The organism is Halobellus sp. LT62 (genome assembly GCF_037031285.1).
Classification (GTDB): domain Archaea; phylum Halobacteriota; class Halobacteria; order Halobacteriales; family Haloferacaceae; genus Haloquadratum; species Haloquadratum salinisoli.
This window is the reverse complement of record NZ_JAYEZO010000002.1, coordinates 147,751-165,240: the sequence shown is the minus strand read 5'-3', so window position 1 is coordinate 165,240 and position 17,490 is coordinate 147,751. Positions and strand designations below refer to the sequence as shown.

General features: G+C 66.9%; 19 protein-coding genes. 7 read left to right on the top strand and 12 right to left on the bottom strand.

Translation table 11 applies throughout. The features are described from left to right. Positions 1–196: 196 nt before the first annotated feature. From radA to htpX, 5 genes are all read right to left on the bottom strand, one after another. On the bottom strand, positions 197–1,228 hold the full coding sequence (gene radA / locus U5919_RS10075; RefSeq protein WP_336024065.1) for a DNA repair and recombination protein RadA: 1,032 nt from the start codon (positions 1,226–1,228) through the stop codon (positions 197–199). A gap of 124 nt (positions 1,229–1,352) precedes the next feature. Continuing rightward, on the bottom strand, positions 1,353–2,711 hold the full coding sequence (locus U5919_RS10070) for a hypothetical protein (RefSeq protein ID WP_336024064.1): 1,359 nt from the start codon (positions 2,709–2,711) through the stop codon (positions 1,353–1,355). Between the two features lie 68 nt (positions 2,712–2,779). Beyond that, on the bottom strand, positions 2,780–3,448 hold the full coding sequence (locus tag U5919_RS10065) for a hypothetical protein (RefSeq protein WP_336024063.1): 669 nt from the start codon (positions 3,446–3,448) through the stop codon (positions 2,780–2,782). Positions 3,449–3,712: 264 nt separating this feature from the next. Then, the gene (gene pspAB / locus U5919_RS10060; RefSeq protein WP_336024062.1) at positions 3,713–4,366 is read right to left on the bottom strand and encodes a PspA-associated protein PspAB; all 654 of its coding nucleotides are present in this window, start codon (positions 4,364–4,366) and stop codon (positions 3,713–3,715) included. Positions 4,367–4,386: 20 nt separating this feature from the next. After that, positions 4,387–5,256: a zinc metalloprotease HtpX gene (htpX, locus tag U5919_RS10055; RefSeq protein WP_336024061.1), complete on the bottom strand. Its 870-nt coding sequence runs from the start codon at positions 5,254–5,256 to the stop codon at positions 4,387–4,389. 123 nt (positions 5,257–5,379) lie between these two features. On the opposite strand from htpX, the gene U5919_RS10050 reads away from it, so the two are divergent. Then, positions 5,380–6,504, top strand: a complete 1,125-nt coding sequence (locus tag U5919_RS10050) for a 60S ribosomal export protein NMD3 (RefSeq protein WP_336024060.1) — start codon at positions 5,380–5,382, stop codon at positions 6,502–6,504. 78 nt (positions 6,505–6,582) lie between these two features. On the opposite strand, the gene U5919_RS10045 is transcribed toward U5919_RS10050, so the two are convergent. Further along, positions 6,583–6,771 carry a DUF7317 family protein gene (locus U5919_RS10045; protein ID WP_336024059.1) on the bottom strand — a complete coding sequence of 63 codons (189 nt, stop codon included), beginning with the start codon at positions 6,769–6,771 and terminating at the stop codon, positions 6,583–6,585. 435 nt (positions 6,772–7,206) lie between these two features. Beyond that, positions 7,207–9,063 (bottom strand): helicase C-terminal domain-containing protein, encoded by a 1,857-nt coding sequence (locus U5919_RS10040; protein ID WP_336024058.1) that lies wholly within the window; start codon positions 9,061–9,063, stop codon positions 7,207–7,209. A gap of 100 nt (positions 9,064–9,163) precedes the next feature. Here U5919_RS10040 and U5919_RS10035 point away from each other — a divergent pair, with 100 nt between their 5' ends. Continuing rightward, entirely contained in the window at positions 9,164–10,228 is a 1,065-nt protein-coding gene (locus U5919_RS10035) for a prepilin peptidase (protein WP_336024056.1), read from the top strand. A gap of 28 nt (positions 10,229–10,256) precedes the next feature. Here U5919_RS10035 and U5919_RS10030 read toward each other — a convergent pair whose 3' ends face one another. Further along, a complete protein-coding gene (locus U5919_RS10030; RefSeq protein WP_336024055.1) occupies positions 10,257–11,255 on the bottom strand; it encodes an arsenic resistance protein in 999 nt (332 codons plus the stop codon). A 125-nt stretch (positions 11,256–11,380) separates the two neighbouring features. Between U5919_RS10030 and hisI the strand changes: the two genes are divergently transcribed. The 3 genes from hisI to U5919_RS10015 are packed head-to-tail and all read left to right on the top strand — an operon-like array spanning position 11,381 to position 13,225. Continuing rightward, positions 11,381–11,746 (top strand): phosphoribosyl-AMP cyclohydrolase, encoded by a 366-nt coding sequence (hisI, locus tag U5919_RS10025; protein ID WP_336024054.1) that lies wholly within the window; start codon positions 11,381–11,383, stop codon positions 11,744–11,746. Positions 11,747–11,750: 4 nt separating this feature from the next. Continuing rightward, a complete protein-coding gene (locus tag U5919_RS10020) occupies positions 11,751–12,959 on the top strand; it encodes a DUF7118 family protein (RefSeq protein WP_336024053.1) in 1,209 nt (402 codons plus the stop codon). A gap of 8 nt (positions 12,960–12,967) precedes the next feature. Then, positions 12,968–13,225 (top strand): hypothetical protein, encoded by a 258-nt coding sequence (locus U5919_RS10015; protein ID WP_336024052.1) that lies wholly within the window; start codon positions 12,968–12,970, stop codon positions 13,223–13,225. Positions 13,226–13,278: 53 nt separating this feature from the next. On the opposite strand, the gene glmM is transcribed toward U5919_RS10015, so the two are convergent. Then, on the bottom strand, positions 13,279–14,646 hold the full coding sequence (glmM, locus tag U5919_RS10010; RefSeq protein WP_336024051.1) for a phosphoglucosamine mutase: 1,368 nt from the start codon (positions 14,644–14,646) through the stop codon (positions 13,279–13,281). 97 nt (positions 14,647–14,743) lie between these two features. Next, the gene (locus tag U5919_RS10005) at positions 14,744–15,001 is read right to left on the bottom strand and encodes a DUF8151 family protein (RefSeq protein WP_336024050.1); all 258 of its coding nucleotides are present in this window, start codon (positions 14,999–15,001) and stop codon (positions 14,744–14,746) included. Positions 15,002–15,158: 157 nt separating this feature from the next. Here U5919_RS10005 and U5919_RS10000 point away from each other — a divergent pair, with 157 nt between their 5' ends. Both U5919_RS10000 and hisA read left to right on the top strand, forming a co-directional pair. Beyond that, complete coding sequence (locus U5919_RS10000; RefSeq protein WP_336024049.1) at positions 15,159–15,389, top strand: DUF7860 family protein; 231 nt, start codon at positions 15,159–15,161, stop codon at positions 15,387–15,389. 89 nt (positions 15,390–15,478) lie between these two features. Beyond that, positions 15,479–16,204 carry a 1-(5-phosphoribosyl)-5-[(5-phosphoribosylamino)methylideneamino]imidazole-4-carboxamide isomerase gene (gene hisA / locus U5919_RS09995; protein ID WP_336024048.1) on the top strand — a complete coding sequence of 242 codons (726 nt, stop codon included), beginning with the start codon at positions 15,479–15,481 and terminating at the stop codon, positions 16,202–16,204. Here hisA and U5919_RS09990 read toward each other — a convergent pair. Further along, a complete protein-coding gene (locus U5919_RS09990) occupies positions 16,176–16,346 on the bottom strand; it encodes a hypothetical protein (protein ID WP_336024047.1) in 171 nt (56 codons plus the stop codon). The two genes, hisA and U5919_RS09990, sit on opposite strands and share 29 nt — an antisense overlap. Before the next feature lie 91 nt (positions 16,347–16,437). Then, positions 16,438–17,433 carry a tyrosine--tRNA ligase gene (locus tag U5919_RS09985; RefSeq protein ID WP_336024046.1) on the bottom strand — a complete coding sequence of 332 codons (996 nt, stop codon included), beginning with the start codon at positions 17,431–17,433 and terminating at the stop codon, positions 16,438–16,440. Positions 17,434–17,490 lie beyond the last annotated feature (57 nt).

The window sequence follows — 17,490 nt, the reverse complement described above, 5'->3', positions numbered from 1 at the left end:
GCTGTCATAACCAGTCTCGTCGAGTACCGAGTTTAACGATAGATGGCCTGTCTTGAGCATCCGCGAGCGAACCCAGTGAGCGAGCGGTTCACCGCCGACTTCACGGCCTTCGGCCGTTCGTCGGCGGCCTTTTTCCCTCCAAGTTTTTGCGCCGAGTGGTGCGCGAAGCGCACCCGAGGCTCAAAAAGGTGGGTGACTACTCGGGCTTCAGACCGCCGTCCTGCACGCGCATTATGGCCTCGCCGTCGGCGAGGTTCGGCGCGTCGACGAGCTTGACGATCCGCTTGTCGCCCTTCGATTTCCGGAGGTACATCCGGAACGTGGAGGTGTGGCCGAGGATGTTGCCACCGATCGGCTGCGTCGGGTCGCCGAAGTACGAATCGGGGTTCGAGGCGACCTGATTCGTCACCAAGACGGCCGTGTTGTAGAGGTCGCCGATGCGCATCAGGTCGTGGAGGTGCTTGTTGAGCTTCTGCTGTCGGTCGGCGAGTTGGCCCCGGCCGACGTACTCCGCGCGGAAGTGCGCGGTGAGCGAGTCGACGCAGAGGAGGCGCACGGGGAACTCCGCGTCCTCGTTGTCGCGGGCGATCTCTTTGGCCTTCTCGGCCAAGAGGATCTGGTGGTTGGAGTTGAACGCCTTCGCGACGTGAATGTGATCGAGGAAACTCTCGAGTAGGTCGTTCATCGCTTCCTCGTCGCCCGGGGCTCCCTCGATCTCGCGGCGTTCGAGGAGGTCTGCGAGCACCTCGTCGTCGAGGCCGCGCATCATATCGTCGATCCGTTCGGGGCGGAAGGTGTCCTCGGAGTCGATGAAGATACAGGACCCGCCGAGGCCGCCGTGCTCAGGCGGGAGCTGGACGTTGACAGCCATCTGGTGGGTGACTTGGGACTTTCCGGCACCGAACTCGCCGTATACCTCGGTGATCGACTGCGTCTCGATTCCGCCGCCGAGGAGGTCGTCAACCTCTGGGATGCGCCACGATAGCTTGCCGATCTGTTCGCGCCGTTCGAGGACGGCCGCTCCGGTCTCGAAGCCGCCGATGTCGGCCGCGTCGCGCGCGGCGTTGATGATGTCCGCCGCGGTCGACTCGCCGACATCGGCGGTGTTGGACATCTCCCCGGGGCTCGCAACGGCGATCGCCTGATAGCTCTCGAACCCCGAATCGGCGAGTTTGTCTGCGGTCGCGGGGCCGACTCCGGGGAGACTTTCGAGATCGTCTTCTGGCATCGTACACCTCTCTGGGCCCCACTTGCACATAAACCCTCGTTAACAGCATAGTGAAAGTGAAATCGTGCGACGGGGAGGGCGGTACAGGTTCGGTTCGACGAAGGTTCAAACCGAAAGCCGCGGGTTACGGATCGGTCGCCTCGCGCAACACCGACGCGACCTCGGTGCTCACGGGTGCCACTGCGCGGCACGTCTCGGCGACGACGACGTACCCTGAAGCATCCCACTCGGCAGAATCCACGGGAACGTCAGCCGCGGATCGCGAGAGGCGGTCGTCGATCCAGCGGAGCTCCCGGGCGAACCGCGGAAGGAGCGCGTCGACGACGAGGCGGTTTCGATCCGACTCGCGGGCGGCGCTGATTGCGTCGACGGCGTCCGTCCGGAGTTCAGAGACGTCTTCTACTTCTTCGACCGCGACGTCGTCGCCGTCCTCGATTCGTTCGCGGAGCGCCTCGAACGCGCGGAGGTACACGAGCGTTTTCGCTGCGGTGGGCGTGGCACTCGCGAGCGACGGCGGGTCCCGCTCGTCGCCGCGGTCTTCGGTACGCCACCGCGCGTTCCGGAGGATATCGTCGAGTGCGATCACGCCCGCGGTTCGTCCGACGTCTCGATTCACGAGCGACGTCGGATCCTCGCTCTCGTCGGGGAGTGACTCGCCACGCGTTCGGATGCGCTCCCGGAGAGCGTTCCGCGCGGTCTCGAATCGCTCACGCTGGTTCTCCTCCCGCGCGAGGTCCCCCCGGAACTGATCGAAATAGTACGACGCGACCGCCACGGAGGTCCGCGCGCGTTCGATATCGACTGCGACATCCGCGAAATCGAGCGGCTGCTCCGCCGCGTATTCGAGTTCGCGCTCCCGGAATGACAGCCAGTTCCGGGCACCACGGATTTCGCGCTCGACCTCCGCGTGGACGATCGCCGCCCGCACCGGGTCGTCGCCGACGTACTCCCATCGCGAAGCGAGCGCGTCGACGTCGTCTGCGACAGCCGCCCGCGACTCGCGGAGGTCGTCGACCGTCGCGTCCTCCTCAACCGAACGCCACGCGAGCTGTACCTCGTGCGCGCTCGTTCTGGCGCGCGTGGCGCGGTCGAGGCGTTCGTAGGCCGTTCCGGCGTCCGAAGACGTACGGATCGCCTCGCGTGCAGCCTCGTACTCGCCGTTCACCCGTTCGCGGATCACCCCGTTCGGGATCTGCGTCTCGTCGAACGGCGCGGGAACCGAATCGAGTTTCTCCCGAGCGATCTCGCGCTGTTCGGCGACGAAAGAGGCCCCGATGTCGACTGGGAGCGTCTCGGCAATTTCGGGTGCCTCGTCGCTCGCGACGTCGGCGACCGCGTCGCCGTCGATCCTCTTCGGTCCGGATCCGGGTAGCTGATCGAGACATCCCGCGAGAGAGGCGAGCCCGAGCGCCCCGGAGAGCGCGAGAAATTCGCGGCGTCCGGTTTGGCCGCCCCGTCGGTCGCTCTGAGGGGTTCGAGTCACGCTTGTTCCTTTGGAAAAGACAGCTAAAACTACGGGTTTGTCAAGTCGGTCGCTCTGAGGGGTTCGAGTCACGCTTGTTCCCCCTCTCCGGCCGCCATTGATCCACTCGGCGTCCGACACCGACCGCCGCCGCTGGATCCGTAGCTCCGGATATCGTCGGGATCCAACGCGGCCGGGATCCTGATTAGGTTCGTCACGAAGTCCTTGGCGTCGGCCTCACAGGCGACGTCGGCATCGCGGAGGACCCGCGCGTAGTCGGTCTCGATCTCGGAGTCGGTCCAGCGGACCCAGCAGAGCTGTCGCTCGTAACACTCTTCGACAGCGTGGCCCTCGACGTAGATCGACTCCGACTCGAAGTCGGTCTCCTCGAGGAGCGATCGGGCTTCGTCGACGCCGTCGACGTCGGCGAACGTGAGCGATTCGGCCCGCTCGGCGTCGGCGACGAGCTCGTGTTGCCAGCGGTCGAACCGGGGTGTTTCGCCGTCGGCTCCCGCTGTCGGTTCCTCGGTCTCCGACTCGGCGTCCCGAACGATCGAAGCAAGTTCAGAATTTCGGAGGCTGACGTGCGTCGGGTCAGTCAGGGCGTCTTTGGGCGGGTTGGCGTCGGGTCCCGCACGGGCGGTGCCCGACGACGAGGAAGAACTCCCGCCGCATCCGGCGAGCGCAGAGGCACCCAACAGGGCGGCCGCCGACTGGAGGAGGCGTCGCCTACTCGGCGAGGGCGTATTGGAGGGCATCGGGTGGACGTATTCGAGTGAGGAATAAATAGACACGGGAACGACAAAGCCCGATCGCGCGAGCTTTTATATACGAACGGGCGGCCAGACGCGGCGTGCGATGGGAACTGCCCCGCGTCGAGTAGCGGTTGTTCGGCACGTCGACGCGGGTATCGATATCTGGAGCCGATCGGCTCCGGGGACAACTGCCGTGCCGACTGTTCGCCAAGCCACTCCCGACAGTTCGTCCGCCCGCGAGGGGCCGTCCGCTCCCGACGACCCGCCTCACTCCCACGGGTGGCCGCCGTCGCGATCGGACCACATCGGATACCAGTAGGACTCGTCGTCTTCCAGCCCCAACTCACCGTCGAGCACCGATTCCAGCTTGAACTCCAGCTGTTGGTTTCGAGCTTTCCCGGGCTTCGGGGCGAACGGGTAGTACGCCCCGCGACGGAATGAGTAGATCCAGTAGGCGCGGTCGGCGTCGCCGTCGGTTCGGTCGTCGCTCCCGCCGGTACCTCGGCCGCCACCGGCGCGTTCGAAGCCGAACACCGCCGCGAGGAGCCGCGAGCCGTAGCCGCGTTCGATGAACTCGTCGGCCGCGAAGTGGACGCTCGTCACGAGGTCCTCCGGATCGTCATCGCGGAGGATCACCCACTCCCAGCCGTGGCTGTCCTCGTGGAGCTCGAAAGCGGTCCCCGTCTCCTCCTCACCGGCGCGGAGGATCGCCTCGACGTCGTCGACGACGTCCGAGAAGTCGGTGCTGTCGACGCCGGAAAAGCAGAGCGCCGCGGCGTCCACGGAGCGGAAGCCGAGGTCGGCCTCCATCGTGACGTAGGCGGTGCTCATCCCGAAGAGGTCCTCGGGGTCGGCGTCGCGGGTCGCGTCCGCCTCGGCGGTCGTGCCGAGCACGGTTCGAATCGTATCGAACAGCCCCATCTATCTCGCACCTCGCCTGTTCACTGCGACTCCAACTCCCGTTCGAGTTCGCGCAGGCGGTCGACGCGCTTTTCGGTCGCCGGGTGGGTGCTGAACAGTCGGCCGATGGCGTCGCTCTTCAGCGGGACGATGAAGAACGCGTTCATCTCGGACTGCTCGCGGAGGTCCTTCTTCGGAACGTTGTCCATCCGGCCGTCGATCTTCATAAGGGCCGACGCGAGTGCCGACGGTCGGCCGGTGATGAGCGCACCGCCCCGATCGGCGGCGAACTCGCGATACCGTGAGAGCGCCCGGATCAGGAAGTACGAGACGATCCAGACGACGAGCGAAGCGACGATAGCGACGAGGAAGCCGCCACCGCCCTGCCGGTTGCGTCCGCCGCCGAACCAAAACCCCATCCGGACGATCATAAACGCGACCGTCGAGAGGAACGACGCGATGGTCATCACCATCACGTCGCGGTTCTTCACGTGCGCGAGTTCGTGCGCGAGCACGCCCTCCAGTTCGTCGCGGTCGAGCGTCCGGAGGAGTTCGGTCGTCACGCAGACGGTCGAGTTCTTCTGCGAACGACCGGCCGCAAAGGCGTTCGGGACGCCCGAGTCAGCGACGGCAACCGTCGGTTTCGGTAGATCGGCCTGCTGGCTGAGCCGTGAGACCATCGCGTGGAGTTCCGGATACTCGTTCTCGGACACTTCCTTCGCGCCCATACTGTAGAGCGCGAGTTTGTCGCTGAAGAAGAACTGCGCGAGGACGAAAAGCCCCATTACCGGGAGGAAGAAGAACGAGTCCGTCTGGATCAGCGCTCCGACAAACACGAGATAGAGGGCGAAAAGCAGGAACATCGTGAGGACCATCCGGCCTCTGAGTCCCCAGTCGGGTTTCCAGTCCATATCCCGACTACGGCCTCGGGGTAATAAACGGTGTTGCAGACCGGGCACCGACGGAACAGATCGAGCGCGGGATCGCCCCGTCACTTCGTCGCGCTTAACCGCCTCGGCCCGCTATCTCGCCCGATGAGTTCGGGAGAGTTCTGTCCGCGCTGTGGCGACCCCGTTCCGGAGCGTGCCGACCCGCTTCCCGGCGAGCCCCGCGAGCGCGACGCCGTCCTCTGTGACGACTGCTACTTCGAGGACTTCGACCTCGTCGACGCCCCCGACCGGATCGAGGTCCGCGTCTGTTCGCAGTGCGGCGCGGTCCACGAAGGAAACCGCTGGGTCGACGTCGGTGCGAAAGACTACACCGACGTCGCAATCGAACAAGTCACCGAGGCGCTCGGCGTCCACGTGAACGCCGAGGACATCCGCTGGGGCGTCGAACCCGAACAGATCGACGAGAACACCATCCGGATGCACTGCACCTTCGGGGGCGTCGTTCGCGACACCTACCGCGAGGAGCAGGTCACAGTGCCGGTGCTGATCTCCCGACAGACGTGCGACCGCTGCGGTCGGATCGCCGGCGGCTACTACGCCAGTATCGTCCAAGTGCGCGCCGACGGCCGAACGCCGACGAAAGAGGAGGAAGCGCGCGCCGTCGAGATCGCCGAGGCGTACGTCGCCGAGCGCGAGGAGACCGGCGATCGCGAGGCGTTCATCACCGAGGTCAAAGAGACCGACGACGGCACCGACATCAAGATCTCGACGAACCAGATGGGCGGCGGCGTGGCGAAGCACATCGTCCGGGAACTAGGCGGTCACGTCAGGGAGTATCCGACGCTCGTCACCGAGGACAGCGACGGCAACGAAGTGTATCGCGTGACCTACGCCGTTCGGCTCCCGAAGTTCGCACCCGGCGACGTCGTCGCGCCCGAGGACGACGACGGCCCGGTGTTAGTCAGAAGCGTCCGCGGGAATCTGAAAGGCGTTCGGCTCACGACCGGCGATCCCTACGAGGCCTCCTTCGAGGAGGGGGAGACGCCGGACGCCCGAAAGATCGGCACGGCCGAAGACGCCGACGAAACGACGGTCGTCACCGTCGAAGACGAGCGCGCGATACAGGTGCTCGATCCCGAGACCTACGAGGCGAAGACGATCGCGCGGCCCTCGTACGTCGACGGCGACGCCGAGACGGTCACCGTGTTGAAAAGCCGCCAAGGGCTGCATATTCTACCGAACCGCGTCGAAAACGGCGAAAGCGAGTAGACACCGAAGCGACGCTAACGAAAGAGGATAAAGCGACTCTGCGTTCACAGAAACCTCGGTAGCGACAGCTTCGAGCGGTCAGTCGGCTTGAATCGGCCCGTCGACTGCCGGTGAACGTCGCTGCCGTTCACGGACCGGGATCCCGTGCCGCACGAGGGCCGTAGCGAACGCGTCCGTCGAGCGGCCCGCACGAGACGCCGCCTGCGACAGCGTCAGTGTTCCGTTCCGGTACAGGGTCATTGCCGTGTTCAGCCCGTGTGTGTACATTGCCGGACAAGCATACCCACGGAGTGAAAGGTGTTAAGTATTCTGTGATATGATGTCTCAAACACCCATTGGTAGGAGATAATACAATACAAATAAGGAAAAGATAGCGAATATATGTCTTGTATTTAAACCTAAATTAACATTCATTATTTATTCGTTCGGCAATCCGAGTGGAAGGCTGAAAAATCGTTCAGCGAGCGGCCGTATCACGGAGGCGTTTCTGTCGTCGAAACCGGCGAATTCGGCCGAGAGGTCGAAAGAGTTGAAGTGTGCGCCGCCGTACGAGGGGTATGGACCGACAGCAGATACTCGCGCTCGTGCTCGTGTTGCTGATGGTCGGCTCCTCGTTCGCGTACGGGGCAGCGCTGATTCTCTGAGCGAGCGGACGCCGGGTGGGCGCTCGTGACCGTCGACGCGCGTTACGTCCGGGCGATCTCAGCCGTCGCCCCAAACGTCCGACAGCGGATGAGAAGACCGGTCGTCGTCGCTCGATCGGCGATCCGACGAAGTCGTCGCGTCCGACCGCGCCGCACGCGAAGACTGTGACGGCGCTTCCGACGACCCGCCGCGAGTCTCCGTCGCGGAGCGGTTTCCGTTCCGACGGTTCCGGCCGCGTCCCCCGCCCGCGTCGGACCCGCCTCGACCGCCGGCCGCGACCTGATCGAACTCGGGGAGCTCCGGCGTCGAGAGCCGGTCGACCTGCTCGCGGAACCACGAGGGCATATCGCCGCGCGTCCGCTCGAACAACTCGAGCAGCGACGAGTCCGCGAGGTACGTCGCGCCGTGATCGTCGGGCGCGCGGACGACGCGGCCGCAGGCCTGAATCACGGTCCTGAGGGCCGCGCGCCGGTACCACGACCACTGGCCCTCTCCGAGGCGTCGGGCGACGCGGGAGTCGTTCGTGTTGAGATAGGGCGCTTTGCAGACGACCTGCCAGCGGCAGAGATCGCCCGCGAGGTCGAGCGCCTCCTCCATCTTGACCGAGAGGAAGACGTCCGGATCGTCGGTCGCCTTCCACGATTCGAGTTCAGCGTCGCGGTTTTCGCGGTCGTGCCCGCGGACGCGACCGCCGAGGCCGAGTTGCGCGAGTCGTCGTCGTAACTCGGATTGGATCGCGTAGGAATGACAGTGGACGAGCCCCTTTTCGTCCCCGTGTTTCGCCATAATCCGGACTAGCGTCCGCGCCACCTTCGGGAGCGTCTCGTCCCGCTCGTCGTACGTCATCTTCCCCTGCGTCACGTCGTACAGGGGGCGGTTTTCGACGGGAAACGTGTGTTCGACGTCGACCAAGGCGACATTCGACGGATCGAGGCCGACGCCCCGACAGAACGCGTCCTTGTTGAGGATCGTCGCCGACAGCAGCGCGAACTTGTTGCCGCGGTCCCAGACGGTGTGATGGAGATAACGCGCCGGATCGAGCGGCTTGATCGAGATCGGCTCGCCCTCGCCGTCGGGTTGGTCGACGACCCACGTGGTCGGACTCTCCGGATCGCGGTAGTCGGAGACGAACCACTGAAGCTCCGACCTGAGCTCCTGCAGGCGGTCCCGACGCGCCGCTTCGTCGGGCGTCAGATCGGGCTTTCGGAGCAGCTCGTCCTTCGCCCGCTCGACGACGCCAGCGAGCGTCTCGGCGAAGCGGACGGTCCGTTCGATCGGGTCGCCCTCGCTCGCGACGTCGGGAACGCCCACGTCGTCCCAGACGGGGACCGTCCGCGGATTGAGGTCGACAGTCGCGTACATCTCGGCCCACTCGGCGAGCCCGTGGGCCTCATCGATCACGACGACGTCGCGCTTGCGGAAGACGTCGGAGCCGGCGGTCTGCATAAAGTACGCGAGCGTCATCGCCGCGATGCGTCGGTTCGAGGCGATCGCGCGGTCGGAGAAGTACGGACAGCGGTGCCGAACGGAGCAGTCGAATCCTGACTGTCGGACGCACGGAGCGCGGTCGACCGGCGTGTCGGTCTCGCCGTTCAGGATGCAGGTGTAGTTCGATTTGCCCCGGATGACGTTGAGGTCGTCGAGGAGGGGATCCTCGGCGACGTCGTCGAGTTGGGAGACCTGCGGCGTCGTGTAGTACGCGTCGGTCGCCGCAGCGGGCGAGACGTCGTCAGTCGTCGCCGCCGCGCCGGCGATGGCCCGCGCGAGCAGCGACTTGCCGCTCCCCGTCGGCGCGCGGACGAGCACGACGTCGTTCCCGGCAGCGAACGCGTCACGAATGTCCGAGAGCGCCTGCTCCTGCGCGCCGCGGTAGCTCGGGGCCGGAAACGACGAGGGAATCCGATCGGGGTCCACACTCGCCCTGTGCCGCTCTCGGATAAAAAGGTTCAGACGGTGCCTCTCGAATGTGATACCGAGGCGCAAACTACAACACGCCCGGGGGCACTTTCCCGATATGTTCGCCAGCGCTCCGGATCTGTTGCGGTTGATCGTGCTCCCGGTCCTCGGGTGGGCCGCGTGGCGCGACGTCGAGACCAGACGGGTGCCCAGTCGGACGTGGCTCCCGCTGGTCGGCCTCGGTCTCCTCCTGCTCGCGGTCGAGGCAGTCGGCCACCTCTCGCTTTCGACGTCCGCGGACGTCCTCTTTTTCGTCCGCGTCGCGGTCAGCCTCTTCTTCGTCGCGCCGATCGCCTACGGCTTCTGGTGGATCGGCGGCTTCGGGGGGGCGGACGCGAAAGCGCTCATCACGATCGCGATCTTGCTTCCGACGTATCCGACGTACTACTTCGCGGGCTTCACGCTCCCGGAGGTCGTCACGACGCTCGGCGTCTTCTCGATGACGGTTCTCACGAACACCGTCCTCCTCGCCGCCGCGTACCCGGTCGCGTTCGGCGCGCGAAACCTCCTCGCCGGCGACGTGCGATTCCCGATTTCGTTTCTCGGGCACCGGATCGGGGTTTCGGCGCTCCGAGAGGCGCACGGGCGACTGTACGAGACGCCAGACGGCTTCTCGCGGAACGGTCTGGACATCGACGCGCTTCGGATGTACCTGCGCTGGCGTGGGTTGACGCTCGACGAGTTGCGGGCGTCGCCCGAGCGGTTCCGCGACCCCGCGAGCGTCGGCGAGACGTACGATCCGACGGACGGCGCGGTCGGCGTCGAGAGCGACGGTGGCGCTAGCGGCGGCGACGACACGACGGGAGTTGAAACGGACGGCGGGGAGACTATCGAGACAGGCGACGGCGACAGCGGGGAAGTCGTCGACGGCGACGACGGAGGGGCGGTCGACGCCCGCGACGACGAGTGGGCCGCCGAGACGTTCCTCAGCGAGATCGAGGGAACCGCCTACGGCACGACGCCGGAGAAGCTCCGGGGCGGGCTGGAGATCGTCACCGAGCGCGAGGAGGTCTGGATCTCGCCGGGGATCCCGTTTCTCGTCCCGATGTTCGTCGGGACGCTCGCGGCGTTCACGTACGGCGATCTGGTCTTCGGCGCGCTGGGGGCGCTGGGAATCGTCTGAGCCGTCTTCGACGGTCGCTTTTCGCGACTCAATCGGAGCGAAACCGAGCGGGGAGCATCGTCGTCGGTGCCGTCGGAACGAGCCACGCGGGGACGGCGCGCGTGAGGACGACCATCCCCGTCAGTTCGACGAGCGTCTGCGTGACGACGACCGCCGGGGCCAGTTCGTAGCCCGCGGGCAGCGCGAGCGCCAGCGGGAGCACCACGAGCGAGTTCCGCGTGACCGAGGTGAACACGAGCGCCCGAGCTTCTCCAACATTCATCTCGAACAGCCCGGCGGCGATCCGTCCGAGAATCGGCATCACGACCAGAAACGCGGCGTAGACGGGGACAAGCGCGAGGAGCTGTCCCGCCGATTCCGCGACGCGCGGAAGCTGTGAGGCGATAACGACCAGAAGCGTCGCGCCCATCATCGGCACCGGGAGCCAGCCCATCGCCGACTGCCACTGCCGGGCCGCCTCCGTGCGGTCTGTCAGCGCCTCCGTGGCCCACGCGAGCGTCAGCGGGAGCGCGATAAGGTACAGAAAGGCCTCGACGAACGGCCCCGCGCTGATGACGGGACCGATCCGATCGCCCAGAAAGAGCCACAGATACACGGGGAGCAGCGCGAACTGAGCGAAGAGCAGCGCGGGGGTCACCGCGGTCACCTGCTCTGCGTCCCCCTCCGCGAGGTCGGTGAAAGCGATGACGTAATCGATACACGGCGTCAGGAGTACCAGAAACGCGCCGACCAGAACCGCCGGGTCGGCGGGGAGCACGCGCGTCAGCGCGAAGGCGACCGCCGGAACGACGAGGAAGTTCATCCCGAGCGCCGCGGCGACGAACCGGGTGTTGGTGAACGCCCGGCGAAACCGGACGAAGGGAATCTCCAAGAACGTCACGTAGAGCAGCACCGCCAAGACAGGCGTGATCGACGCCTCGAACAGCGGCGCGGCGGACGGGACGCCGACGCCGAACGCCACCGCGAGCGCAACGCCGACCGCGTAGACGGCGAGTTGATTCCGCTGGAGCCACGCCTTCGAGCGCATACGCGGACGTCTCGACGCGCGGCAAAAGCACTGATGCTCTGCTCCGGGCCGCGCGCGCCGTCGCGGCCGACAGACGGCTGACGGGGGCAAAAGACCTATCGGCCGCAACGGCGTCCGATGAGATAATGACCGACGACGTCGAGATCGATTTCGGCGAGGACGGCCTCGTCCCCGCCGTCGCACAGGACACCGACTCCGGCGAGGTGCTGATGCTGGCGTACGTCTCTCCGGAGGCCCTCGAACGGACGCGCGAAACGGGGCGGGCGCACTACTACTCGCGCAGCCGCGACGAGCTCTGGGAGAAGGGCGCGACGAGCGGGCACACCCAGTCGGTCACGGAGGTCCGCGTCGACTGCGACGCCGACACACTGCTGTACCTAGTCGAACAGTCCGGCGGCGCGTGCCACACCGGCCACCGCTCCTGTTTCTACCGCACGGTCGACGGCGAGCACGTCGGCGAGCGCGTGTTCGATCCCGACGACGTCTACTGAACCGATGGCCGAATCTGACTCGATAGACGGCGAGATCGGCGGTTCCGACGGCGTCGAGGCCACGCTCGAAACCGCGGAGGCGCGGATCGAGAAACTCCGAGAAGCCAGAGCGCGGCGCGATCGGATCGAGGCCGAGATCGACGACGTCGGCGAAGAGGCCGTCGTCACCGCGGCCGACACGTACCGAAAGGCGATCGGGCTGCTCGACCGCTACGAGGAGTCGGCGACCGGCACGGGCGACTTCCAAGCGTACGTCGAGTTCCAAGGGAAGTTCCTCGACCTCGTCGACGACCTCGCTGACGACGTTCCGGCGAAGGACGCCTTCGACGACGCCGGCGAGCGGATGGACCGCCGCCGGCTCAGCGAAGACGACTTCGACGCCGCCCGCGCGGACCTCGAACCCGCCTCGGAGTACGTCGACCTCCTCGACCGGCGCGAGTCGGCCGAAGAGGCGATATCCGCGGCCAAACGGGACGCGAAACTCTATCTGCGCGACCTCGACGAGGAGATCGACCGGCGCGCGGAGATGCTCGCGTTCGCCGACGCCGACCTCGACGCGCCGGTCGAAGAGCTTCGCGATCCCATCGAGGCGTACAACGAGGCCGTCACCGAGGAGTACCGGACGTTCTACGAGTCCGCCCCCGCGATCGACGTGATCGGGCTGCTCGAACGCGCGGAGTCGTTCCCGCTCGTCGGGTTCGAGTCGCCGCCGCGCGACCTGCGGGAGTTCGTCCGCGAGAGCCCAGACGCCGACGAGCCGATCCCGACCCTGTTGGAGTACGCCGACTACTCCGGCTCGAAACTGGACCACTACGCGAAGGACCCCGCGCTGCTGCAGACGACCGTCGCGGTCCATCGGACGTTCCTCGAACGGCTCTCCGCGGAACCGCTGACGGTGTCGCTGCCGCCGCCGGACGCGGAGACGCTCCGCATCTGGACCCGCGAGGCGATGTCGCTACTCGGTCGGTTCGCGAGCGAAGAGACCGTCGCACGGCTCAGGATCGTTCGGGACCTGACACGCCGAGACGACTACGCCGACCTCCGGTTCGTCGCTCGCGCGCACGAGGAACTCGACGCCGACGCGCGCGAGCGGGTGCGCTCCGGCGCGGCCGCGTCCGAACTCGAACGTCTCCGAGACGCCCGCGAGCGCCTGTCGAGCGCGCTCGAAGGGAGCCCCGACAGCGAGCGCGACGCCGACGGGGCGGGTCCGTAGCGCCGCCGATGGTCGTCGTCTCCGCCGTCGCCCTCGTCGCGGGCGCGCTGTGTCTGTATTACGGAGCGCGGGCCTTGCGGACGAGGCGGGCGATCAGACGGCTGGACGCCGTCGATTCAACTGAAACCCTCGGCCGGCGGGTAGACGAGAGCGACTCCGACAGGAGAAGAGCCACTGACCACCGCGACGACGTCGAGCTCGAGCGCGGCTTCGGCCTGCTCGCGTTGGGACTGCTCTGTCTACTGTTCGGCGTGATCGCCCTCTAAGCGTCGCCGTCAGCGCCGGGGCCGCCAATCGAGATCTGCGATAGTGCTGACGGTCAGTCGAGATCGGCGAGCGCGTTTCGGAGCGCGGACGCGGCCCGTTCGGCCAGTTCCGCCGCGCGGTCCTCGTCTCTCGCCTCGGCGTAGACGCGTACCTTCGGTTCGGTCCCCGAGGGGCGGACGAGCACCCACGCGTCGCCGTAGTCGAGGCGGTAGCCGTCGATCGTGTTCAGTTCGGCGTCCGCGGATTCGGCGAACCCGGCGGCGGCGTCGAGCATCGCGTCGAGTTCGCGCTCCTCGTCGTACGAGAGGTTGACGCGGACGTTCTCGTAGTCCGTGTACGGCTCGATGAGCTCGCTGACCGGGCGCTCGGCGACGAGTTCGAGGAACTTCGCGCCGACGTACGCGCCGTCGCGGACGAGTCGGTACTCGGGGAAGAAGATCCCGCCGTTGCCCTCGCCGGCGATCGGGACGCGCTCGCCGTCGGCGGTGAGTTCGCGGATGCGCGTGATGAGGTTCGTCGCGCCGATAGGCGTGAGTTCGAGGTCCGCACCGACGTCCTCGCAGACGTCGACGAGCCGCTGTGAGACGTTCACGGCCGCGACGGTGGTGTCTCCCGGTTCGAGCGCGGCCGCCGCGAGCGCCGCGAGCGACGCCTCGCCCGCGACGAACTCCCCGCGCTCGTCGACGAAGACCGCGCGGTCAGCATCGCCGTCGTGTGCGATACCGACGTCGGCGTCGGCCGCCCGCACGAGGGATGTCAGGTCTCGGAGGTTCTCCTCGACCGGCTCGGAGTCGCGGCCGGGGAAGTGGCCGTCGGCGTTGGCGTTGACGGTGACGACGTCGCAGCCGAGCCGTCGGAAGAACTCGGGGCTCGTCAGCGTGCCCGCGCCGTGGCCGGGGTCGAGCGCGACGGTCAGGTCGGCGGCGTCGATCGCCTCGCGGTCGACCGCGGCGAGGAGGTCGGAGACGTACTCGCGGTTCGCCGCGTCGACCCGTCGGGACTCGCCGACCTCGTCCCACGCAGCGGTGCCGAACCGTTCATCGAGGACGTGCGATTCGATCACTTCGAGGTCTGCGACGGACAGTTCGATCCCGTCCGCGCCGACGAGTTTGACGCCGTTGTACTCCGGCGGGTTGTGCGACGCCGTGATGACGATTGCCGGGCGCTCGTTTTCACCGGCGTAGCGGACGGCACTGGGCGTCGGCGTCGGCCCGAGTCGGTCGACGTCGGTTCCGACGCTTTCGAGGCCGCTCGTCGCCGCGTTCGTCAGCATCTCTCCCGTCGTTCGCGTGTCGCGGGCGACGACCGCCCGATCGGTCTCCCACACCGTTCCGGCCGCCTTCGCGATTCGGAGCACGAACTCGGGCGTCAGGCCGTCGCCGACGACGCCGCGCGCCCCGCTCGAACCGAAGAGCTTCATTGGGTGTCACTCCTCGGGCGGGAGTGAAAGCGGTTGCGACACGGCCGGATCCGGTCGTCGACGACCGATCGGGGGCTATTCGATGACCGATCGGGGGCTATTCGGTCGCCGACGAGCGGCCGGTGAGCGCGAACAGCGCGGGGACGACCCGATCCGTCGTGAGCGAGTACGCGAAATACAGCGCGACGGCACCCATTACGGCCGCCCAGAGGCCGAGCATCGGCTGCCCGTGCTGGGCCGTCACGACCGCGAAGCGCTCGGCGTACGCGCCGACGAGCGAGAGTCCGAGCGCGCCGATGCCGAACGCCGCGAGTTCGATCAGAAGCGGGACCACTTCGAGTAGGGTCGTTGTCATAGCTCCCCGTTCCCCAACGGCTGTTGTGGGTCTTTCGGTCGGGCGATCGCGACGGGGACGGTCGACGCGACGGCTGTCGATTTCGCAACTTCACCCCCGATCTGTCGTCGATTCCCCAAGCGAAACGATGTAGTGCAATGCCGACGCGCGGAGAGATATGGCAGGGCGATACGGCGATGTCGACTATCCGACGCTGACGAAACGGAGCTTCCTCTTCGGAGTCGGTCTGTTCGCGTTCGGCGCGCTCGGCGAGTTCGCGCTCGCGGCGACCGGAACGACCGTTCCCGCGTGGGAACACGCGCTGCTCGTCGACGCCGAGTGGATCGGCGTGGCGATCGCGCTCCTCTCGCCGTTCGTGTTCGGAATTCTGCTCCCGCTGACGGAGTGATCGGCTCAGCGGAGTGGTGGTCTTCCCGGACGATGCCACCGTCACGGCGCTCCGGAGACTTTAGGCCGCGGGGTCGCAGAGAAACCGCTATGAGCGATCTCTTCCCCGACTTCGAGGTCATCCCGGCCGTCGATATGCAGGACGGCGAGGTCGTCCAGCTCGTGCAGGGCGAACGCGGCACGGAGAAGCGCTACGGCGACCCGGTCGACGCCGCCCGACGCTGGGTCGACGCCGGCGCGGAGACGCTGCACCTCGTCGACCTCGACGGCGCGTTCGAGGGCGAGCGCGCGAACGCCGACGCGGTCGAGTCCGTCGTCGACGCCGTCGACGTGCCGGTGCAACTCGGCGGCGGGATCAGAACCGCCGCGGATGCCGCCGACCTCCTCGATCGGGGCGTCGCCCGCGTCATTCTCGGCACGGCCGCCGTCGAGAACCCGGAGTTGGTCGCGGATATCTCGGCGGACTATCCGGGCCGGGTAATGGTGAGCCTCGATTCGAAAGACGGCGAGGTCCTCGTGGCGGGATGGACCGAAGGGACCGGACTCGATCCCGCCGAGGCCGCCGCGCGCTACGAGGACCTCGGCGCGGGGTCGATCCTCTTCACCGACGTCGACGTCGAGGGGAAACAGGCGGGCGTCCAGACCGACGTGACGAAGCGCGTCGTCGACGCCGTCGACATTCCGGTCGTCGCCTCCGGCGGCGTCGCCTCGCTCGATGACGTCCGAGCGCTCCGGGACGCCGGTGCAGCCGCGGTCGTCGTCGGCACCGCGCTCTACGAGGGGACGTTCACCCTCGCGGACGCGATGGACGTCTGAAGTGGACGCGGGAGACGATCGCGGCGCACGCGATCGTGATCACCGCGACGCCGAGACCGGTCACGACGCCCGACTCGGAGAACAGCAGCAGTCCGCCGAGACAGAGCGCGTACGCCCCCAGCGCGATCCCCTTGAATCCCATCGTTCCCCGCACTCGTCGGCGAGAGATCATCAATCTCAGCAAGACGGGCGTCAGACGGGACAGTGAAGATCGGACGGTCGGACGCGATCGGTCAGGAACGCTGCTCTCGGATCTTCTCGCGGCCGGGCTCGATGAGTCGGTTCAGATACGTCGCGAGCGCGCCCTTCGCGTCCGCGGGGTGGAGTTCGCCGGATTCGAGGTCGGTCTCCAGATCCGCGTAGGCGTCGTAGCGCAGGTCGCCGCCGTACTGGTCGGGGCGCTCGACGACGACCTCGCCGAACCGCGGGAAGACGTGGTACTCGAAGATCTGCAGCACCGGGTTCTCCCGTTCCTCGCCCTCGTCGGTCGGCTCGGGCTCGGCCGTCGGCGGGCAGTAGGCCTTGTTGACTTTCTCCTCGACGTCCTCGGCGGAGTCCTCCATCGAGATCGACAGGCCCTCGCTGCTCGACATCTTGCCGACGCCGCTCGTCAGGTCCGCGATCAGCGGCGTGTGCAGGCAGGTCGGCGAATCGGCACCGATGCTCGGCAGGGTGTCCCGCGCGAGCATGTGGACCTTCCGCTGTTCCATCCCACCGATCGCGAGGTCGACGTCGAGATAGACGATGTCGAGCGCCTGCATCAGCGGGTAGACCGCCTGCGCGACCGTTGCGGTGTCGCCGCCGGCGATCTCCGCCATCGCGCGCGCGGCCCGCGAGAGCGACGTCTCCAACTCTAAGGCGTGCAGGTCCAGAATGTACTCCTCGTCGAGTTGGAATTCGGACCCCAACACGAACTCCGTTTGCGACTCCTCGAGGCCGTAAGCGACGAACTGTTCCTGCATTCTCGTCGCCGTCTCGCGGATCTCGTCGAACGTCCCCTTGCCGTTCAGGTAGGCGTGGACGTCGGCCAAGAGGACGACGACCTCGAAGCCGGCCTCCTGCAGTTCGATCAGCTTGTTTGCTGTCAGCATATGGCCGATGTGGAGGACGCCCGAGGGCTCGTAGCCGACGTACGCCCGCTTTCCGTCGGGGGATTCGGCTAGCGCGCGCACTTCGTCCTCTGTGACCACCTCGGAGACGTTCCGGGTGATCAGCTCGTAGGCGTCCATACTGAGAGCAAATCGCGACTCCGGCATATGACTTCTGGGATGACGTCGCCGCGCCGC

Bases quoted from the DNA above. Each gene is read 5' to 3' on its own strand.
- U5919_RS10045 (WP_336024059.1), bottom strand. From the start codon at position 6,771: ATGTACACACACGGGCTGAACACGGCAATGACCCTGTACCGGAACGGA.
- U5919_RS09990 (WP_336024047.1), bottom strand. From the start codon at position 16,346: ATGGGATTCAAGGGGATCGCGCTGGGGGCGTACGCGCTCTGTCTCGGC.
- hisA (WP_336024048.1), top strand. From the start codon at position 15,479: ATGAGCGATCTCTTCCCCGACTTCGAGGTCATCCCGGCCGTCGATATG.
- U5919_RS10065 (WP_336024063.1), bottom strand. From the start codon at position 3,448: ATGCCCTCCAATACGCCCTCGCCGAGTAGGCGACGCCTCCTCCAGTCG.
- U5919_RS10000 (WP_336024049.1), top strand. From the start codon at position 15,159: ATGGCAGGGCGATACGGCGATGTCGACTATCCGACGCTGACGAAACGG.
- htpX (WP_336024061.1), bottom strand. From the start codon at position 5,256: ATGGACTGGAAACCCGACTGGGGACTCAGAGGCCGGATGGTCCTCACG.
- U5919_RS10020 (WP_336024053.1), top strand. From the start codon at position 11,751: ATGGCCGAATCTGACTCGATAGACGGCGAGATCGGCGGTTCCGACGGC.
- U5919_RS10030 (WP_336024055.1), bottom strand. From the start codon at position 11,255: ATGCGCTCGAAGGCGTGGCTCCAGCGGAATCAACTCGCCGTCTACGCG.
- pspAB (WP_336024062.1), bottom strand. From the start codon at position 4,366: ATGGGGCTGTTCGATACGATTCGAACCGTGCTCGGCACGACCGCCGAG.
- U5919_RS10005 (WP_336024050.1), bottom strand. From the start codon at position 15,001: ATGACAACGACCCTACTCGAAGTGGTCCCGCTTCTGATCGAACTCGCG.
- hisI (WP_336024054.1), top strand. From the start codon at position 11,381: ATGACCGACGACGTCGAGATCGATTTCGGCGAGGACGGCCTCGTCCCC.
- glmM (WP_336024051.1), bottom strand. From the start codon at position 14,646: ATGAAGCTCTTCGGTTCGAGCGGGGCGCGCGGCGTCGTCGGCGACGGC.
- U5919_RS10035 (WP_336024056.1), top strand. From the start codon at position 9,164: ATGTTCGCCAGCGCTCCGGATCTGTTGCGGTTGATCGTGCTCCCGGTC.
- U5919_RS09985 (WP_336024046.1), bottom strand. From the start codon at position 17,433: ATGGACGCCTACGAGCTGATCACCCGGAACGTCTCCGAGGTGGTCACA.
- radA (WP_336024065.1), bottom strand. From the start codon at position 1,228: ATGCCAGAAGACGATCTCGAAAGTCTCCCCGGAGTCGGCCCCGCGACC.
- U5919_RS10050 (WP_336024060.1), top strand. From the start codon at position 5,380: ATGAGTTCGGGAGAGTTCTGTCCGCGCTGTGGCGACCCCGTTCCGGAG.
- U5919_RS10015 (WP_336024052.1), top strand. From the start codon at position 12,968: ATGGTCGTCGTCTCCGCCGTCGCCCTCGTCGCGGGCGCGCTGTGTCTG.